General features: G+C 67.0%; 19 protein-coding genes. 17 read left to right on the top strand and 2 right to left on the bottom strand.

Going from position 1 to position 18,700, the window contains the following annotated elements; genetic code table 11:
• Positions 1-13: 13 nt before the first annotated feature.
• The 5 genes from V6M56_RS12850 (at position 14) to V6M56_RS12830 (ending at position 3,338) form a co-directional block, all read left to right on the top strand.
• Positions 14-1,105 carry an alpha/beta hydrolase gene (locus V6M56_RS12850; protein ID WP_332684247.1) on the top strand — a complete coding sequence of 364 codons (1,092 nt, stop codon included), beginning with the start codon at positions 14-16 and terminating at the stop codon, positions 1,103-1,105.
• A gap of 104 nt (positions 1,106-1,209) precedes the next feature.
• Complete coding sequence (locus tag V6M56_RS12845; protein WP_332684245.1) at positions 1,210-1,608, top strand: carboxymuconolactone decarboxylase family protein; 399 nt, start codon at positions 1,210-1,212, stop codon at positions 1,606-1,608.
• A 44-nt stretch (positions 1,609-1,652) separates the two neighbouring features.
• Positions 1,653-2,087 carry a (R)-mandelonitrile lyase gene (locus tag V6M56_RS12840; RefSeq protein WP_442881150.1) on the top strand — a complete coding sequence of 145 codons (435 nt, stop codon included), beginning with the start codon at positions 1,653-1,655 and terminating at the stop codon, positions 2,085-2,087.
• A 13-nt stretch (positions 2,088-2,100) separates the two neighbouring features.
• Positions 2,101-2,583 carry a cytochrome P460 family protein gene (locus V6M56_RS12835; RefSeq protein WP_332684241.1) on the top strand — a complete coding sequence of 161 codons (483 nt, stop codon included), beginning with the start codon at positions 2,101-2,103 and terminating at the stop codon, positions 2,581-2,583.
• Between the two features lie 17 nt (positions 2,584-2,600).
• The gene (locus V6M56_RS12830; RefSeq protein WP_332684240.1) at positions 2,601-3,338 is read left to right on the top strand and encodes a DUF4405 domain-containing protein; all 738 of its coding nucleotides are present in this window, start codon (positions 2,601-2,603) and stop codon (positions 3,336-3,338) included.
• Here V6M56_RS12830 and V6M56_RS12825 read toward each other — a convergent pair.
• Positions 3,300-4,193: a LysR family transcriptional regulator gene (locus tag V6M56_RS12825; RefSeq protein ID WP_332684239.1), complete on the bottom strand. Its 894-nt coding sequence runs from the start codon at positions 4,191-4,193 to the stop codon at positions 3,300-3,302. The genes V6M56_RS12830 and V6M56_RS12825 overlap by 39 nt on opposite strands.
• A gap of 525 nt (positions 4,194-4,718) precedes the next feature.
• On the opposite strand from V6M56_RS12825, the gene V6M56_RS12820 reads away from it, so the two are divergent.
• From V6M56_RS12820 to ccoS, 12 genes are all read left to right on the top strand, one after another.
• On the top strand, positions 4,719-6,278 hold the full coding sequence (locus V6M56_RS12820) for a PAS domain-containing sensor histidine kinase (RefSeq protein ID WP_442881148.1): 1,560 nt from the start codon (positions 4,719-4,721) through the stop codon (positions 6,276-6,278).
• Positions 6,268-6,876 carry a response regulator FixJ gene (gene fixJ, locus V6M56_RS12815; protein ID WP_332684237.1) on the top strand — a complete coding sequence of 203 codons (609 nt, stop codon included), beginning with the start codon at positions 6,268-6,270 and terminating at the stop codon, positions 6,874-6,876. The genes V6M56_RS12820 and fixJ overlap by 11 nt, the downstream gene beginning before the upstream one ends.
• 120 nt (positions 6,877-6,996) lie before the next feature.
• Complete coding sequence (locus V6M56_RS12810) at positions 6,997-7,398, top strand: response regulator transcription factor (protein WP_332684235.1); 402 nt, start codon at positions 6,997-6,999, stop codon at positions 7,396-7,398.
• A gap of 75 nt (positions 7,399-7,473) precedes the next feature.
• Entirely contained in the window at positions 7,474-8,157 is a 684-nt protein-coding gene (locus V6M56_RS12805) for a helix-turn-helix domain-containing protein (RefSeq protein WP_332684233.1), read from the top strand.
• Between the two features lie 119 nt (positions 8,158-8,276).
• On the top strand, positions 8,277-9,932 hold the full coding sequence (gene ccoN, locus V6M56_RS12800) for a cytochrome-c oxidase, cbb3-type subunit I (RefSeq protein WP_332684230.1): 1,656 nt from the start codon (positions 8,277-8,279) through the stop codon (positions 9,930-9,932).
• Between the two features lie 4 nt (positions 9,933-9,936).
• Complete coding sequence (ccoO, locus tag V6M56_RS12795; protein ID WP_332684229.1) at positions 9,937-10,674, top strand: cytochrome-c oxidase, cbb3-type subunit II; 738 nt, start codon at positions 9,937-9,939, stop codon at positions 10,672-10,674.
• A complete protein-coding gene (locus V6M56_RS12790) occupies positions 10,671-10,841 on the top strand; it encodes a cbb3-type cytochrome oxidase subunit 3 (protein ID WP_332684227.1) in 171 nt (56 codons plus the stop codon). The genes ccoO and V6M56_RS12790 overlap by 4 nt, the downstream gene beginning before the upstream one ends.
• Positions 10,832-11,704: a cytochrome-c oxidase, cbb3-type subunit III gene (gene ccoP / locus V6M56_RS12785; RefSeq protein ID WP_332684226.1), complete on the top strand. Its 873-nt coding sequence runs from the start codon at positions 10,832-10,834 to the stop codon at positions 11,702-11,704. Before V6M56_RS12790 ends, ccoP begins: the two co-directional genes overlap by 10 nt.
• The gene (locus tag V6M56_RS12780) at positions 11,701-11,913 is read left to right on the top strand and encodes a hypothetical protein (protein ID WP_332684223.1); all 213 of its coding nucleotides are present in this window, start codon (positions 11,701-11,703) and stop codon (positions 11,911-11,913) included. Before ccoP ends, V6M56_RS12780 begins: the two co-directional genes overlap by 4 nt.
• Positions 11,914-11,977: 64 nt before the next feature.
• Positions 11,978-12,772: a DUF2189 domain-containing protein gene (locus V6M56_RS12775; protein WP_332684222.1), complete on the top strand. Its 795-nt coding sequence runs from the start codon at positions 11,978-11,980 to the stop codon at positions 12,770-12,772.
• Between the two features lie 42 nt (positions 12,773-12,814).
• Positions 12,815-15,094, top strand: coding sequence for a heavy metal translocating P-type ATPase (locus tag V6M56_RS12770; RefSeq protein ID WP_332684220.1), 2,280 nt, complete (start codon positions 12,815-12,817; stop codon positions 15,092-15,094).
• On the top strand, positions 15,091-15,264 hold the full coding sequence (gene ccoS, locus V6M56_RS12765; RefSeq protein ID WP_332684217.1) for a cbb3-type cytochrome oxidase assembly protein CcoS: 174 nt from the start codon (positions 15,091-15,093) through the stop codon (positions 15,262-15,264). The genes V6M56_RS12770 and ccoS overlap by 4 nt, the downstream gene beginning before the upstream one ends.
• Before the next feature lie 284 nt (positions 15,265-15,548).
• Here the strand turns inward: ccoS and V6M56_RS12760 are convergent, their stop codons facing one another.
• Positions 15,549-18,695: an efflux RND transporter permease subunit gene (locus V6M56_RS12760; RefSeq protein ID WP_332684214.1), complete on the bottom strand. Its 3,147-nt coding sequence runs from the start codon at positions 18,693-18,695 to the stop codon at positions 15,549-15,551.
• Positions 18,696-18,700 lie beyond the last annotated feature (5 nt).

Below are 18,700 nucleotides of genomic sequence, written 5' to 3'. Positions count from 1 at the left end.
GACCGAGGAACCGATGCCTGCGATCAAGATCTGCCGTGCCGCAATCGCGCTCCTGTCAGGCGCCGCAGTGCTGGCATCGCTCCCCGCAATCTCGCAGCAGGCCAATCGCCCAGAACCGCTCATCATACAGGACCAGGGCAGCTTGGCGGTCGGCGGCACCGTCACGACCGCGCCCGGCACGTTCGACCCCCTCAAGCCGCTTCAGCCGGCGGGGCAGACCTTTCACGGCGATCACCTCTACGCGTTCTATCAGGTGCCGGTGAACGCGCGGGGCCTGCCGATCGTCATGTGGCATGGAGCCGGCCAGTTCTCGAAGACCTGGGAGACGACGCCGGACGGTCGCGAGGGCTTCCAAAACATCTTCCTGCGCCGCCGCTTCTCGACCTATCTCGTCGACCAGCCGCGCCGCGGCAATGCGGGTCGCAGCACCGTCGAGGCGACGATCAAGCCGACGCCCGACGAGCAGTTCTGGTTCGGCCAGTTTCGGGTCGGCATCTGGCCGAACTATTTCGACGGCGTCCAGTTCGACCGCAAGCCGGAGACGCTGGATCAGTACTTCCGGGCGATGACGCCCAACACGGGACCATTCGACGCCAACCTGATCTCGGACGGCGTCTCGGCCCTGTTCGCAAAAATCGGCCCCGGCATCCTGATGACCCATTCGCAGAGCGGCGGTCCGGGATGGTTGACCGCGATCAAGAGCCAGAACGTCAAGGCGATCGTCGCCTTCGAACCGGGAAGTGGTTTCGTCTTCCCGCAAGGCGAACTGCCCAAGCCGGTGCCGACCTCCTTCGATACGCTCGAAGGCGTGCCGGTTCCGATGGCGGACTTCATGGCCCTGACCAAGCTGCCGATCATCATCTTCTACGGCGACAACATTCCGTCGAAACCCACCGATGTGCCGACGCAGGATGCCTGGCGCGGCCGGCTGGAGATGGCTCGGATCTGGGCCGACACCGTCAACAGGCATGGCGGGCAGGTCACGCTCGTCCACCTGCCGGAGCGCGGCATCCGCGGGAACACGCATTTCCCGTTCTCGGACCTGAACAACATCGAGATCGCCGACCAGGTCTCGAAATTCCTTGCCGAGAAGAAGCTGGACTGAGCCCTCCGAGCTCTGGTCCGCCGACTAGCAGGTGGCCATCTCAGCCCGTCCGCCCCATCCAAGATCGATAAGGGAGAATGTCGATGAGCACCTTCACCGGCGCCATGATCGCCGCCGCTGGCCTGTTTGCCGCAACCCTGACAACCGCAGCCGGCGCCCAGGCGCAGAGCCTTGCACCGACCGCGCCGAAGCCGCCCTCTCGCGCCCAGCAGCTGATGGGCGATATCGCGCCCAAAATGGCGGAACTGACGGACAGCGTGCTGTTCGGCGATATCTGGGAGCGCCCTGGCCTTGCCAAGCGCGACCGCAGCCTCGTCACGGTCAGCGCGCTGATCACCATGAATCGACCCGACCAGCTACGCTCGCACCTGGCCCTGGCGCGCACGAACGGCGTCAAGGAAGAGGAGATCATCGAGGCGATCACGCAGCTCGCCTTCTATGCCGGCTGGCCGAACGCCGTCGCTGCGATCGCCGTGGCCCGCGAGGTCTTCAAATCAAAATGATGATCGCGATGTCAACACGAGCCCTTGCCGTAGTTGCCGGACTGATGCCGGTGGCCGAAGCGCTGTCCCAGACCGATCATTCCGTCGTCGTCCAGCGTGCCGGCTCACGGCCGCCAACGGTCGGCGCCGCGCAGAACTTCACCGGCGCCGTGCGTGTCGACGGCCGTTTCCACGGCAGCGCGCCGGCCCGGATCAGCGGCGGCACGGTGACCTTCGAGCCCGGCGCTCGAACAGCCTGGCACACGCATCCACTCGGCCAGACCCTCATCGTGACGTCCGGCGCCGGGCTGGTGCAGCACTGGGATGGCCCGGTCCAGGAGATCAGGCCGGGCGACACCGTCTGGATCCCACCCGGCGTGAAGCACTGGCATGGCGCGACCGCGACGAGCGGCATGAGCCATGTCGCGATCTCCGAGGCCCTCGACGGCAAGACGGTCGAGTGGCTGGAGCATGTCTCCGACGACCAGTACCGGCGATAGGACCGACCCGATCATGAAAATCCCCACCCTCCAGATCGCGGCGGCGGGCCTGGCGATGGCCGCCGTGCTGACGGTCGGCTGGCAGGTCCATGCCGAGGCCACGCGGGCGACATTTCCCGAACTCGACAAGCTGGTGCACTACACCACCGTCAGGCGCGGCAACGTCACCGAGCACATCATGACGACGCCGGCGGCGATCGAGGCGGTGAAGAACCGCCAGCCCATCCCGGCAGGCACGCATTTCGTCCTCGTCGATTATCGCGACGGCAAGCTGTTCCGCTACTTCGTGATGGAGAAAGGCCAGGGCTGGGGCGCGGACTACGACGAGCGCCGCCGCACCGGCGACTGGCAATTCCAGTGGTTCTGGCCCGACAAAACGATCAACACAGCCGAGAACACCGCCCGCTGCCAGTCCTGCCACCAGAGCCAGGCGGGAGCGGAGTATCTCTTCACCGGCTCCCGCATTCCCCGCTTCAGCGGCACGCCAATCGAATAGGCGCGGGAGATCGCAAAGTGAACCGCCTGTTTCTATCCCGGCTGTGGCTCGATGCCTTGACGGCGGGCCTGCTGTTGCTCGGCTTCGCCTATTGGTGGCTGGGCAACGCGATCCACGAGGCGGCGGGAACAGCAATGTTCCTGCTCTTGATCGCCCACAACGTCTTCAACCGGCGCTGGTGGGGCGGAATTCCACGGACGCGACGCGAGCCGCGCAGCCTGTTCAATCTCGGCGTCACCTTTGCACTTCTGAGCGCCGTGCTGGCGCTGCTGGTCACCAGCGTCCTGATCTCGAACGCCTTGTCGCCGTTCCTGCCGCCTTGGGGCGGCTTCACCCTGCGCCAGATCCACAGCCTCGCAGCCTACTGGGTTCTGGTGATCGTCGCGATCCATCTCGGCCTGCGCTGGCCGATGCTGATCGGCGTCGCGCGGAACCTGTTCGGGATCAAGACGCCGAACGCCCTGCGAATGCTCGTGCTGCGCGCCATCGCGCTCGGCGTCGCGGTTCATGGCGCGTGGAGTTGCATCGTGCTCGGGCTAGGCGGGAAGCTGTCGATGCAGATGACGCTGGACTGGTGGAATTTCGAGGAATCGGTCGCGGGCTTTTTCGTCCACTGCGCAGCCATCGCCGGGCTGATCATGATCATCACCTATTACGGGCTGAAGCTCATCTGCAGAAGGCTGGAGCGACGAGGCGATCCGCTTCTGGGAACGGCATCAATCGCGATAGCGCAGCGCGTCGATCAGCACGGATAGCGCCGATGAAGAGTGCCGGCGGCTCGGATAATACAGGTGATAGCCGGGAAACGGCGCGCACCAGTCTTCAAGCACTCGGACAAGCCGTCCGGCGCGAATATGCGGAAGCGCATGATCCTCCGGCATATAGGCAAGGCCGAGCCCATCCAGTGCCGAGGTCAGCCGCATGGCGAGGCTGTTGAAGACGAGCTGACCGTCCGGGCGGACGTTGACCTCGTGGCCGTCCTTCTCGAGCCCCCATGCGGACAGACCGCCATGGGTGGGCATGCGGGTCGCGATGCAGGTGTGGGCGGTCAGGTCCTGCGGCGTTTCGGGCGCGCCGTGCCCTTCGAAATACGCCGGCGAACTCACCACGGCCATGCGCATTTCGGGCCCGATCCGGACCGCGATCATGTCCTTGGCGACCTGCTCGCCCATCCGGACACCCGCATCGTAGCCGGCCGCCACGATGTCGATGAGGCCGTGATCCACGATGATCTCGACCTTGATGTCGGGATGCTCCGGCAGGAACCGCTTCAGGGCCGGCTGCAGCACTGAAATCGCCGGATGTTCTCCCGCCGTGATGCGGATCGTACCTGCCGCCTTGCCGCGCAATTCGCCGAGTGCAGCGATCTCCGCCTCGATCTCCTCGAAGCGTGGTCCGACGGTCTCCAGCAGCCTGATGCCGGCCTCCGTCGGCGCGACACTGCGTGTCGTGCGGGTGAGCAGCCGAATCTTGAGGCGTTCTTCCAGCCCCTTGATGGTCTGGCTCAGTGCCGATTGGGAGACACCCAGCTTGGCGCCCGCCTTGGTGAAGCTGCGCTCCCGCGCCACCATCGCGAACGCGGCGAGTTCGTTGAAGTTCGGATGCGCCATTGATTAGATCGCCTTATTGGCCATTGCCGATATGGCTCCAATCATCACAAGCGGCCAGCGCTGGACACCCCTCATCGACAGTCCTCGACGGATCGTGAGGTGGACTCTGAAAACACGGACACTCGGCAAGAGCAGCTTCAAAGCCTCAGCACTTGGGATCGAGTCAACGCTTCCGACAATCGTGGCTCGGCGGGAGCGCTGTTCCGCTTATCTCAAGGCATGCGTGGGTCGGTGATCAGGCGCTCGTCCGCGTCGCTCCGCTTTCCAGCTGCGGTACGATTTCGTCGGGAGGCAGGCCTGCAGGTACCGCATCCCGCACGGGATCAACCGTGCTAGAGTCTGTTGTTTTACACGCGGAACCACTGTCGTCATCCTGGGCGAGCGAAGCTCGACCCGGGATCCATCATAAGGCTCCGGTGCCCTACGATGGATCCCGGATCTACGCCGCTTCGCGGCTTGTCCAGGATGACAGCGGTCGTTCCGAGTAAAAGTAGCAGGCTCTAGAGACCCGCAGGGTGCGCTCGTATGCGAACGGAGGCGGATGTGACCGAGGCGGCCGGAATTCGTGCGTCCCTTGATGCGCGGCGCGCCACGGCGGATCTGCTGATCGATGCCGTGACGGATATCGGGCTGCTCGTCCTCGACCGGAACGGGCGGATCATCAGCTGGAATGCCGGCGCGGAGCAGATCACCGGCTGGCGCGGCGGCGAAGCCCTGGGCCACCATCTCTCGATCTTCCACACGCCCGAGGGGCTGGCGGCCGGCGAGGTCGAGCGCGCGCTTTCCATCGCAGGCGAGACCGGCCGGCACGAAGCGCAGGGCGTGCGTCTGCGCAAGGACGGCTCCAGCTACATCGCCAAGGGGACGCTGACCCCACTGCGCGACGCGTCGGGCGCCATCCAGGGCTATGCCAAGGTGCTGCGCGACGTCACCGAGCGACTGGCAGCCGAAGACACGCTGCGAGCCCGCGAGGCACATCTGCGCTCGATCCTCGAGACCATCCCCGACGCCATGATCGTGATCAACGAGCGGGCCCGAATCCAGTCCTTCAGCACGGCGGCCGTGCGCCAGTTCGGCTACGCCCCGGAAGAGGTCATCGGCGAGAACATCAAGATCCTGATGCCGAATCCCTATCGCGACCAGCATGATGGCTTCATCGAGCGCTATCTGACGACCGGGGAGCGCCGGATCATCGGTATCGGGCGGGTCGTGGTCGGGCAGCGCAAGAACGGCTCGACCTTCCCGATGGAGCTTGCGGTCGGCGAGATGCGCTCCAGCGGCGAGCGCTATTTCACCGGCTTCATCCGCGACCTGACCGAGCGCCAGCAGAACGAGACGCGGCTGCAGCAGCTCCAGTCGGAGCTCGTGCACATGTCGCGCTTCACGGCGCTCGGCGAGATGGCCTCGACGCTCGCCCACGAGATCAACCAGCCGCTGACCGCGATCGCCAACTACCTCAAGGGCTGCCGGCGCCTGCTGCAGCGCATGGAGGGCGAGGAGGTGCCGATGCTGCGCGACGGCGTCGACCAGGCCGCGGAGCAGGCCCTGCGCGCCGGGCAGGTGATCCGCCATTTGCGGGAGTTCGTCGCCCGCGGCGAGAGCGAGCGCCGTGTCGAGGGCCTGTCCAAGCTGATCGAGGAGGCGAGCGCGCTTGCCCTCGTCGGCGCCAAGGAGAACGGCGTGCGCATCAACTATGCGTTCGACCCCGCCGCGACGCTGGTGCTCGCCGACCGGATCCAGGTGCAGCAGGTCCTGCTCAACCTGATCCGCAACGCGATCGAGGCGATGCAGGAGGTGTCGCATCGCGAACTCACGATCGCGACGCAGGCCAGGCCGGAAGACAGGCTGATCGCCATCAGCGTCGCCGATACGGGCCCCGGCATCGCGCCGGAGATCAAGGCGGAGCTGTTCCAGCCCTTCGTGACCACCAAGACGCATGGCATGGGCGTCGGCCTGTCGATCTGCCGCACCATCATCGAGGCTCATGGTGGTAAGATCTGGGCCGAGTCGGAACCGGGCCGCGGCACGAAATTCACCTTCACGCTGCGCGCCATCCGTCAGGAGGAACTGGTCGATGCCGAATGACGCCGTCGTCCATGTCGTCGACGACGATCTCGGCGTCCGCCAGTCGCTGTCGTTCCTGCTCGCCACCGACGGGCTGCCGGTGCGGCTGCACGAATCGGCTTCGGCTTTCCTGGAAAACGTCAGGAACGCGGCGAGCGGCTGCATCATCACCGATGTGCGCATGCCCGGCCTCGACGGCATCGAATTCCTGCGCCGCCTGAAGCAGTGCGGCTTCCTGCTTCCGGTCGTCGTGATGACCGGCCATGCCGATGTTCCCCTCGCCGTCGAGGCGATGAAGGAAGGGGCGGTCGATTTTCTCGAGAAGCCGTTCGACGACGAGCTTCTGCTGAAGACCGTCCGCATCGCCCTGGAGCGCAGCGCCCGGGTTGCCTTGCATGATGCGGAAGCCGCCGAGGTCCAGGCCCGGATTCAATCGCTGTCGGGGCGCGAACGCCAGGTTCTCGACGGGTTGCTCGCCGGCAAGGCCAACAAGGTCATCGCCCATGACCTGGACATCAGCGCGCGCACGGTGGAGATCTACCGCTCCAATGTGATGAGCAAGATGCAGGCTCGCAGCCTGCCGGAGCTTGTCAGTTTCGTGCTCGCCGCGGGCCGGTGAACGCAGGCGGCCGGGGCGCCCCTAAGACAATTCCGGACAGGCCGTGCGGCTTGAGGCAGGTCAAACCGCCGCGCCTCGGCGCGGGCTAGACTTGAGGACCAGCGACAGCAGGACCTCATCATGGACCAGGGACCGGTCATCGTCGTCGATGACGACGATGCCGTACGTCGATCTCTGAAATTCGCCCTCGAGCTGGAGGGGCTGAGCGTGCGGCTCTATGGCGGCGGCGGGCAGTTGCTGGCGGAGATCGACCTCCCCGCGAGGGGCTGCCTCGTCATCGATTACTACATGCCGGGCATAGACGGGGTCGAGCTCGTCGCCCGGCTGCGCCGCCGCCATGTCGTGCTTCCGGCCATTCTGATCACGGGCCGGGCGAGCGCGGATCTGCGCCGGCGCGCGGCGCTGGCCGGCTTCCAGCGCGTGCTGGAAAAGCCGCTGGAGGACAGCGCCCTGATCGACAGCATCCGCCATGCGCTCGCCGCGATGCCGGGCTGCGCCGGCGACCTCAGGAACATCCCTTAGGGAGAGCATCTGAATAGGCAGCGCCGGCCGGCCGGCTAAGCTCACGGCATCTTGAACCGCGACGATGAGGGCCGCATGCAGATCGCGCTTGACGCAACCCGCGCCTCGCATGGCCCAGCGGCCAGCTTGCTGGCCGGAGCCCGCCTGCTCCACCCATCGTCCGAGCCGCAGCCCGGCGCCGCCCGCAGCTTCGAGAAGGGCGCCGCGGTCTTTGCCGAGGGCGATCCGGCGACCGCGTTCTACAAGGTCGTCTCCGGCGCGGTGCGGACCTCGCAACTTCTCAGCGACGGGCGCCGCCAGATCGATGCCTTTCATCTTCCCGGCGACATCTTCGGAATCGAGTCCGGCGCCCGGCATTTGTTCAGCGCCGAGGTGGTCGAGGATGCGACGCTGATCGCCTATCGCGGCCGCTGCCTCGACGCGCTCGCCATCGCGGACGCCGATCTCGCCCGCCAGATCGTGGCGGCGATGATCCGGTCGCTGGAGCGGGCCCGCGCCCATCTGCTGCTGCTCGGGCGCAAGACCGCGCTGGAGAGGATCGCGACCTTCCTGCTCGATCTCTCGGCCCGGCTGCCGGATGTGGAGCATATCGACCTTCCGATGTCGCGAATGGACATCGCCGACCATCTCGGCCTGACGATCGAAACGGTTTCGCGCCTGCTGACCCAGCTCGATCGCGACGGTGTCATCGAAGTGTCGGCGCAGCGGCGCTCGATCATCCTGCGCGACCGGGCCGCACTGCGTCGCCTCGGTACCTGACGGACCGAGGGCGGCCTGCGCCGCGAAAAAGCGGAGCCGCTTTGAGCTAGCTCAAGGCAGGCCGCGGCCCGGCCTTTTAAAGCTGCAGCGATTCCAAAGACAGTCGAAGGTGCCTGCCGATGATCTCCCAATTGACGCGAGGCGAGCGGCAGGCCGCTCTGGGCATCCTGCTCGCGTTGACGGCTTGCGGGCTCGTCTTCGCCATCGCCGGACACGACGACCCGATCGGCGTGCACGGGGTCATGGTGATGGCCGTCGGCATTGCCGGAATCTTCGCCGTGATCTCGGGCTATCTCGGGCCCGAGCCCGGCCCCGACCTGCTTCAGCACTATTACGACGAACCGAGCAAGGCGGGCATCGTCTTCGCCATGGGCTGGGCCGTGATCGGGCTCGTCGTCGGCGACTGGGTCGCGTGGCTGCTGGTCTATCCGGACATGACCTTCGACAGCGGCTGGGCCAGCTTCGGGCGGATCAGGCCGATCCATACCACCGCGGTCATCTTCGGCTTCGGCGGCAACGCGCTGATCGCGACCTCGTTCTACGTCCTGCAGCGGACCTCGCAGGCGCGCCTGCCCGACCAGCTGACGCCCTGGTTCGTGCTGCTCGGCTACAACCTGTTCTGCGTCCTCGCCGTCACCGGCTACATGATGGGCGTCACCCAGTCGAAGGAATATGCCGAGCCGGAATGGTATGCCGACATCTGGCTGGTGATCGTCTGGGTCGCGTATTTCGTCCTCTACATCCGGACGCTGGTGCGCCGCAAAGAGCCGCACATCTACGTCTCCAACTGGTATTACCTGGCGTTCATCCTGGTCGTGGCGATCCTGCACATCGTCAACAACCTCGCCGTGCCGCTCTCGCTCGGCAGCGCCAAGAGCTATTCGCTGTTCTCCGGCGTCCAGGATGCGATGACGCAATGGTGGTACGGCCACAACGCGGTCGCGTTCTTCCTGACGGCCGGCTTCCTCGGGATGCTTTACTATTACCTGCCGAAGCGCGCAGGCCGGCCGATCTACTCCTACCGGATGTCGATCATCAGCTTCTGGGGCATTACCTTCATGTATATGTGGGCCGGTTCGCACCACCTGCATTACACGGCGCTGCCGCAATGGGTGCAGAGCCTGGGAATGACCTTCTCCGTCATGCTGCTGGTGCCGTCCTGGGCCTCCGCCGGCAATGCGCTGCTGACGCTGAACGGCGCCTGGCACAAGGTGCGCGACGACGCGACCCTGCGCTTCATGATGGTGGCGGCGGTGTTCTACGGCCTCTCCACCTTCGAGGGGTCGTTCATGGCGATCCGCGCGGTGAACTCGCTGTCGCACTACACCGACTGGACCATCGGCCATGTCCATGCCGGCGCCCTCGGCTGGGTCGCGATGATCACCTTCGGCGCGATCTACGCCTCGGTGCCGTGGCTGTGGAAGCGCAAGGCGATGTACTCGGACAGGCTGGTCGAGGTGCATTTCTGGTTCGCCCTCGCCGGAACCATCATCTACGTCTTCGCCATGTGGAATTCCGGCATCATCCAGGGGCTGATGTGGCGGACCTATGGCGAAAGCGGCACGCTGGCCTACTCGTTCATCGACTCGCTGGTGGCGATGCGGCCCTATTACGTCGCGCGCGCCGTGGGCGGCCTGTTCTTCCTGATCGGCGCGCTGGTCGGCTGCTACAACATCTGGATGACGATCCGCACCGCTGCCGAACAGCGAGATCGCGAGATCGAACGGCTCGAGCCCGCACCGGCCACGGTGCCCGCGTTCCAGCCCGGAGAGTGATCCCATGTTCGGACTGCACTATCGCCTCGAGCGCAAGGCCATCGGCCTCGTCTTCGCAATCATCGGCGCCGCCAGCATCGGCGGGTTGGTCGAGATCGCCCCGCTCTTCACCATCGGCGAGACGGTCGAGCAGGCGCCCGACATGCGCGTCTACACGCCGCTCGAGAACGCCGGCCGCAACATCTACATCCGCGAGGGCTGCTATGCCTGCCACTCGCAGATGATCCGGACGCTGCGCGACGAGGTCGAGCGCTACGGGCCCTACTCGCTGGCGGTCGAGTCGAAATACGACCACCCCATGCTGTGGGGCTCGAAGCGGACCGGGCCCGACCTGGCGCGCTCCGGCGGCAAGTATTCCGACGCCTGGCATGTCGCCCATCTCAACAACCCGCGCGACGTCGTACCGGTCTCGGTCATGCCCGCCTATTCCTGGTTGCTGCGGACGCCGCTTCGCACCAACGATCTCGGCGCCCAGCTGAAGGCGCTGCGGGCTGTCGGCGTGCCTTATACCGACGAGATGATCGCCAATGCGCCGGGCGATGCCTATGGCCAGGCGGCGCCCGGCAGCCCCGACGCCGACGGCGTGGCCAAGCGCTATGGCGAGGCCACCACGGTGCGCGCCTTCGACGGCAAGCCCGGCGAGTTGACCGAGATGGATGCGCTCGTCGCCTATCTGCAAATCCTCGGCCGCCTGACCGATGCGGCCCACACGCCCGTCGCAGCAATGGGAGCCCGGCCATGAGCCTCGGCCACGACACGCTCGTCTGGATCGCGAAATCCTATGGGCTGATCTACCTGATGATCTTCTCGATCATCGTCGTGCTCTACGTCTACTGGCCGAAGAACAAGAAGGGCTTCGACGAGGCGGCCCGCTCCATCCTGAAAGAGGAGGACCGGCCATGGCAGTAGAGGAGCGCGACCCGCATACGGGTTTCCTGACCACCGGCCATGAGTGGAACGGGATCAAGGAACTGAATACGCCGGTGCCGCGCCCGGTCTATTTCTTCCTGATCGTGACCTTCCTGTTCGCAGTCGGCTACTGGGTGCTGATGCCGGCCTGGCCCGGCCTGTCGAGCTATACCAGGGGTCTGCTCGGCGCCGACGACCGCCGCAATGTCGATGCCAGCGTCCAGCAGGCCGTGCTCAGCCGCGCCGACTGGACCAGGCGGATCGAGAGCGAGCCCTACGCGCAGATCCAGGCGGATGCCCGGTTGATGGATGTCGTGCGCCAGAGCGGCCGGACCTTGTTCGGGGATAATTGCGCCGTCTGCCACGGCACGGATGCGAAGGGCGGCAAGGGCTATCCCGACCTCACCGTCGCCGCGACGCTCTTCGGGCGGGCGCCGGAAGCGCTGGCGGAGACCATCCGCGTCGGCATCAATTCCGGCCATGCCGAGGGCCGGCAGTCCCAGATGCTCGCCTTCGGGCGGGACGGAATGCTGCAGCGGGCCGAGATCGACAAGCTCACCGCCTATGTGCGCTCGCTGTCGTCCCCAACTGCGGAAAAGCCGGAGGCGGTCGCCGCCGGCAAGGTGCTGTTCGCGACGAACTGCGCGAGCTGCCACGGCGATGACGGCGCGGGCAACCAGGAGCTCGGCGCGCCCGACCTGACGGATTCGACCTGGATCTATGGCGGCGACGCGCAATCCATCCTGACCAGCATCTGGCATGGGCGCCAGGGCCACATGCCGAACTGGGACGGGCGGCTCTCGCCGATCGAGCGCAAGATCCTGGCGCTCTACGTCGCCGATCTGGAGAGGGCGCGCAAATGAGCGAGGTGGCAAGGCGAGCGATGTCGGCGCGGCAGCGGACCGCAATCTGGCTCGCGGTCGGCACCGGCCTGGTGCTGCTGCTCGGCGCCAACTGGCACCTCGTTCATGTCGCGCTGACCTCGCAGCCGGAATGCGTGGCGCATCTCCGGCAGGGCGAGAGCAGGCATGGGGGCTTCAGCGCCGCCCGCTCCGCCTGCTCGACACGATGAATGCGGCGGACCGCGGTCCGGCAGGAACTGCGATACGGCAAGAGAACCGGCAAGAGAGGTAGAGATGATCATTCCCGCAGTCGTGCCTCCGGCGAAGCAGGAGAACAGGTGGCGCAGCGCCTTGCCGCCCGCCGCCGCCTTCGGCTGGCTCGCGGCCGGCTGGCGGGATTTCCGAACCGGCCCGCTGCCGAGCCTGAGCTACGGCATCCTGGTCTTCCTCGTCTCGATCGGCATCATCGCGAGCTTCATCGCCTTCGGCTGGGACTATATCCTGTTTCCGGCGCTGGCCGGCTTCATGGTGGTCGGCCCGCTGCTCGCCATCGGGCTTTACGAGAAGAGCCGCCGCCTCGCCGCGGGCGAGCGCATCGGCCTCGCGCGCATGGTCTTCGTGCGGGCGGCCTCGGGCGGGCAGATCCTCTTCACCGGCGTACTGCTCTGCCTGCTCATGCTGCTATGGATGCGCTCGGCCGTGCTGATCTACGCGCTGTTCTTCGGGCTGCTGCCCTTTCCGGGCCTGAACCATATCGCGCCGATGCTGTTCACCACGCCGGTGGGCTGGGCCATGCTGCTGATCGGCGGCGCCGTCGGCGGCCTGTTCGCGGCGTTCTCCTTCGCGATCAGCGTCTTCGCCATCCCGATGCAGCTCGACCAGCGGGTCGACGCCCTGACCGCCATGGGGACCAGCATGGCGCTGGTCTGGAACAACCTGCCGGTAATGCTGAGCTGGGCCGCGATCGTGCTCGGGCTGTTCCTGCTCAGCCTGGCGACGGGTCTGCTCGGGCTGATCATCGTCTTCCCGGTGCTCGGGCACGGTACCTGGTACGCCTACCGGGCGATCGCCGATCGCCCGCTGCAGTGAGGCCGGCCCGATGACGCGGCCGGCCCGGATCCGGAGCGGACGATGAGTTGCTGCGCACCCGGTGCCGGCTTCGCGGCGGTCGACCAGGCCGCCACGGCCGACGAGGTCCTGCTGGCGAGCCGCGAGATCGACGACGGCCTGCGCCAGAGCGATCTCTCGGTGCCGCAGATCCATTGCGGAAACTGCATCCGGACGGTCGAGGGGACGCTTTCTGCGCTGCCCGGCGTCGCCCATGCGCGCGTCAACCTCTCGACCAGGCGCGCGACCATACGCTGGCGGGCCGATGCGCCGCCGCCGCCCTTCATCGAGGCGCTGGCGCAAGCCGGCTACGAGGCCCATCTCGACGACATCGCGGCGATGGCGGGCGACGAGCAGCAGTCGGAGCTCGTCCGGGCGCTCGCCGTCGCCGGTTTCGCCTCGAGCAACATCATGATCCTCTCGGTCTCGGTCTGGGCCGGGGCGGAGCCGGCGACACGCGACCTGTTCCACTGGATCTCCGCCCTGATCGCGGTGCCGGCGCTGGTCTATTCCGGCCGCGTCTTCTTCCGCTCGGCCTGGCGGGCGGTGAGCCATGGCCGGACCAACATGGACGTGCCGATCTCGATCGGCGTGCTGCTCGCCTTCGGCCTGAGCCTCTACGAGACGGCGCAAGGCGGCGCCCATGCCTATTTCGACGCCGCGATCTCGCTGCTGTTCTTCCTGCTGATCGGCCGGACGCTCGACCATATGATGCGCGAGCGGGCGCGCGCTGCGGTCAAGGGGCTCGCCCGGCTGGCGGCGCGCGGGGCGCTCGTCCTCGATCCGGACGGCAGCCCGACCTACATGCCGGTCGGCGAGATCGCCGCCGGCATGACGATCCTGCTGGCGGCCGGCGAGCGCGTCCCGGTCGATGCACGCGTGCAGGACGGCGCCTCCGAGCTCGACTGCTCGCTCGTCTCCGGGGAGAGCCGGCCGCAACCGGTCGCTGCCGGGTCCGAACTGCAGGCAGGCACGCTCAACCTCACCGGCCCGCTCCGGATCGTCGCCACAGCCGCGGCGAAGGACTCGTTCCTCGCCGAGATGATGCGGATGATGGAGGCGGCGGAGGAAGGCCGCTCGGCCTATCGCCGGATCGCCGACCGGGCCGCGCGGCTCTATGCGCCGGTGATCCACCTCACCGCCTTCCTGACCTTCCTCGGCTGGATGGCCGTCGCCGGCGACCTGCATCGCGCCGTCACCATCGCCATCGCCGTGCTGATCGTCACCTGCCCCTGCGCGCTCGGGCTCGCCGTGCCGATGGTGCAAATCGTGGCGTCGCGGCGCCTGTTCGAGAAGGGCATCATGGTCAAGGACGGCGCCGCGATGGAGCGGCTCGCCGAGATCGACAGCGTGATCTTCGACAAGACCGGGACGCTGACCTTGGGCAATCCGCGCCTCGTCGATGCCGACCGCCACGCGCCCGGGGCACTGGCGCTGGCTGCGGCGCTGGCGGCCCATTCGCGCCACCCCTATTCGCGCGCGCTCGCCATGGCCGGCGGAACGCTCGCTCCAGCCACAGTCAGCTTCACCGATGTGACGGAGCGTCCGGGCTGCGGGCTGGAGGCCAGCGCGGGAGGCGCGCTCTACCGGCTCGGCCGTCCCGAATGGGCGCTTGGGCAGGGCGCCGCGACCGCAGACAGGAGCGATGCCGGCGTGGTGCTGGCGAAGGACGGCGCGAGCCTCGCAGCGTTCCGTTTCGACGACCGGGTTCGCGCCGGCACGAGCGAGGCCATCGCGGCGCTCGAAGCCGCCGGGCTCGGCGTCGAGATCCTCTCGGGCGATCGCGACGAGCCGGTGCGCCGGCTGGCCGCTCTGCTCGGCGTGCCGCATGCCGCAAGGGTCTCGCCGGGCGGCAAGCTCGCGCAGGTCGAGGCCGCCGCCGCGGCTGGGCGCAAGGTGCTGATGGTCGGCGACGGCCTCAACGACGCGCCCGCTCTGGCCAGGGCTCACGCCTCGATGGCGCCGGCATCGGCCGCCGATGTCGGCCGCAACGCCGCCGATTTCGTCTTCCTGCGCGAGAGTCTGCTGGCGGTGCCGCAGGCCATAGCCGTGGCGCGGGCGGCGCAGCGCCTCGTTCGCCAGAATCTCGGCCTTGCCGTCGCCTACAACGTGGTCGCGGTTCCGGTCGCGGTGCTCGGCTACGTCACCCCGCTCGTCGCGGCGATCGCGATGTCGGTCTCGTCGCTGATCGTCGTCGGCAACGCCCTGCGGCTGGGCGGCGGCGCGACCGATGACGCCATGGCCGGCACGGCGCGCGCGCCGGCCGCCAAGCCGGTGGAACTGGCCGCCGGAGGCGCGCTGTGACGGATTATTTCTACCTGATCCCGCTGGCGCTGGCGATCGGCGCCGTCGCGCTCGCCACCTTCATGTGGTCGTTGCGCAGCGGGCAATATGACGACCTCGACGGCGCGGCCGAGCGAATCCTGTTCGACGACGAGCCTAGAGCCGGATCCGATCAGATTGAATCAATCTGATCGGATCCGGCTCTAAACTTGAGATGAGAGCCCGAAGCGATCCGATCGCTCGCGCGACCGGCAATAGCTTCGCCGAGCTGCGCGTCAGTCGGCCGCCGACCGGGACCGCCGATGATTATACCAACGGCCTTCGAATTCGACCCTTTGCGATGGTCTGGCCGTCATTGCGAGGAGCAAAGCGACGAAGCAATCCAGGGGGACGTCGAGCGAGCACTTCTGGATTGCTTCGCTGCGCTCGCAATGACGGAGAAGGTACCGCACCGGTCGACTGCGAAGCGATGACTTCAGTCGTCGGCGACCAGCGCCGCCTGCGGCTGCTTGGGTTCCGGTTGCTTGGGTTCCTTGCGCGCGAACAGCTTCATGATGAAGACGAAGAAGGCCGGCACGAAGAAGATCGCGAGCACCGTCGCCGAGATCATGCCGCCGAGCACGCCGGTGCCGATGGCGTTCTGGCTCGCCGCGCTGGCGCCGGACGCGATCGCCAAAGGCACCACGCCGAGCGTGAAGGCGAGCGAGGTCATCAGGATCGGCCTGAAGCGCAGATGCGCCGCCTCGACGGTCGCTTCCAGCAGCGGCTTGCCTTCGGCGTGCAGGTCCTTGGCGAATTCGATGATCAGGATGGCGTTCTTGGCCGAAAGCCCGATGATCGCGATCAGCCCGACGAGGAAATAGACGTCGTTGGGCATGCCGCGCAGCGTCACGGCCGCCACCGAGCCGATGACGCCGAGCGGCACCACCAGCATCACCGAGAGCGGGATCGACCAGCTCTCATAGAGCGCCGAGAGCAGCAGGAAGACCAGCAGGATGCTCAGCCCGATCAGCAGCGGCGCCTGCGAGCCGGACTGGATCTCCTGCAGGGACTGGCCGGTCCACTCATAGCCGAAGCCGGGGGGAAGCTCCCGTGCCAGCCGTTCCATCTCGGCGATGGCCGCGCCGGAGGAGTAGCCCGGCGCAGCCTGGCCGGCGATACGCACCGCCGGATAGCCGTTATAGCCGACGACCTGCGAGGGGCCTTTCGACCATTCGATGCTGGCGAAGGCGGAGAACGGCACCATGCCGCCATGGGCGTTGCGGACATTCAGCCGCAGCAGGTCCGTGGTCTGCATGCGCTGGCTCGCATCGGCCTGGACCGTGACCCGCTGCATGCGGCCCGCATTGGGAAAGTCGTTGACATAGGACGAGCCGAGATTCGCCGAGATCGCCGCGTTGATGTCGGCGAAGGCCACTCCGAAGGTGTTCGCCTTCTCGCGGTCGATGATCAGGTTGACCTGGGCCGCGTCGGAAAGGCCCTCGACCCGCAGGCCGGCCAGCATCGGGCTCTGTGCTGCCGCGTTGAGCAGCTGCGTGCGCGCCGCCGCGAGCGCCTCCTGGCCGAGGCCGGCCCGGTCCTGCAGGCGGAAGGTGAAGCCGCTGGAATTGCCCAGGCCCTGGATCGGCGGTGGCGACAGCGCGAAGGTCTGCGCATCCTTGATCTGGGACATCTTGCCGTTCATCCGGGCAGAGATGGCTTCGGCGGAATCGGTCGCCCCTCGCACGCTCCAGTCCTTCAGCGTGATGAAGGCGAGCGCAGCGTTCTCGCCGGCGCCGGCGAAGCTGTAGCCCGAGATTCCGACCATGCGGTCGACGGCCGGTTCGGCGAGCGCGATCTTCTCGATCTGCTTGAGCACGTCGAGCGTGCGGTTGGCGCTGGCCTCGGGCGGCGCCTGCACGTCGACGATCAGGAAGCCCTGGTCCTCGTTCGGCAGGAAGGCGGAGGGCAGGCGCATGAAGCTCCAGCCCAGGCCGACGAGCAGCGCGAGATAGACCACCATATAGCGGCCGGGTCGATGCGTGATCTTGCCGACGATGCCGCCATAGCCGCGCGACAGCTTGTCGAAATTGCGGTTGAACCAGCCGAAGAAGCCCTTCTTCTCCGCGTGATGGCCTTTCGCGATCGGCTTCAGGAAGGTGGCGCAGAGCGCCGGCGTCAGCGTCAGCGCCAGGAAGCCCGAGAACAGGATCGAGACGACCATGGTCAGGCTGAACTGCTGGTAGATGATGCCGACCGCGCCGGGGAAGAACGCCATCGGAACGAAGACGGCGGTCAGCACCAAGGTGATGCCGACGATCGCGCCGGTGATCTGCGTCATCGCCTTGCGCGTCGCTTCGCGCGGGGAGAGGCCTTCCTCGGCCATGATGCGCTCGACGTTCTCGACCACCACGATGGCGTCGTCGACCAGGATGCCGATCGCCAGCACCATCGCGAACATGGTCAGGACGTTGATCGAGAAGCCGGCCGCGAACATCACGGCGCAGGTGCCGAGCAGCGCCACCGGCACGACGAGCGTCGGGATCACCGTGTAGCGGAAGTTCTGCAGGAACAGGAACATCACCACGAAGACCAGCGCCATCGCCTCGATCAGCGTATGGAGCACCTTCTCGATCGAGACCTCGACGAAGGGCGAGGTGTCGTAGGGGATGTCGTGTTTCAGGCCCGCCGGGAAGAAGCGCGCGAGCTCCTCCATCTTGGCCCGCACCGCCTGCGAGGTCGCGAGCGCATTGCCGGTCGGCGAGAGCTGGACGCCGATGGCGGCGCTGGGCTGGCCGTTCAGGCGGGTCGAGAAATTGTAGGATTCGCCGCCGATCTCGATCCGGGCAACATCGCGCAGGCGGACGGAGGAGCCGTCGGTATTGGCGCGCAGCACGATCTCTCCGAACTGCTCGGGCGAGGTCAGCTGGCCCTTGACCAGCACGGTCGCCGAGAGCTGCTGGTTGACCGGATTCGGCTGGGCGCCGATGCGGCCCGCCGCGACCTGCGCGTTCTGCGCCCGCACGGAAGCGATGACATCGTCCGAGGTCAGGCCGAGACCGAGCATCTTCTCCGAATCCATCCAGATCCGCATCGAGCGCTGGGTGGCGAAGAGCTGGGCGCTGCCGACGCCGGGAACGCGGCGGACCTCGCCCAGCACGTTGCGGCTGAGATAGTCGCCGAGGCCGACCGCATCGACCTTGCCGTCGGCGGAGGTCAGCGTCACCAGCATCAGGAAGCCGGTGCCGGCGCGCTCGACGCGCATGCCCTGCTGCACCACGGTCTGCGGCAGGCGCGGCTCGACCCGGCTGATCCGGTTCTGCACCTCGACCTGGGCCTCGCCGACATCGGTGCCGGGCGCGAAGGTGACGGTCAGGTTGATCCGGCCGTTCGCCTCCGAGGTCGACTCGAAATAGAGCAGGCCGGGGACGCCGTTGAGCTCTTCCTCGACCGGGCGCGTGACGCTCTGGTAGATGTCCTCCGGCGAGGCGCCGGGATAGTTCGTGCTGATCGTGATCTGCGGCGGCGCGACGTTCGGATACTGCGCGATCGGCAGCATCGGGATGGTGATGACGCCGGCAAGCATGATGAAGATCGCGACGACCCAGGCGAAGATCGGGCGGTCGATGAAGAAACTCGGCATCGCGC

Origin of the sequence: Allobosea sp. (assembly GCF_036675845.1) — a bacterium.
GTDB lineage: Bacteria > Pseudomonadota > Alphaproteobacteria > Rhizobiales > Beijerinckiaceae > Allobosea.
Note: the sequence above shows the minus strand (reverse complement) of the source record. Positions and strands in the feature narration are given on the sequence as shown.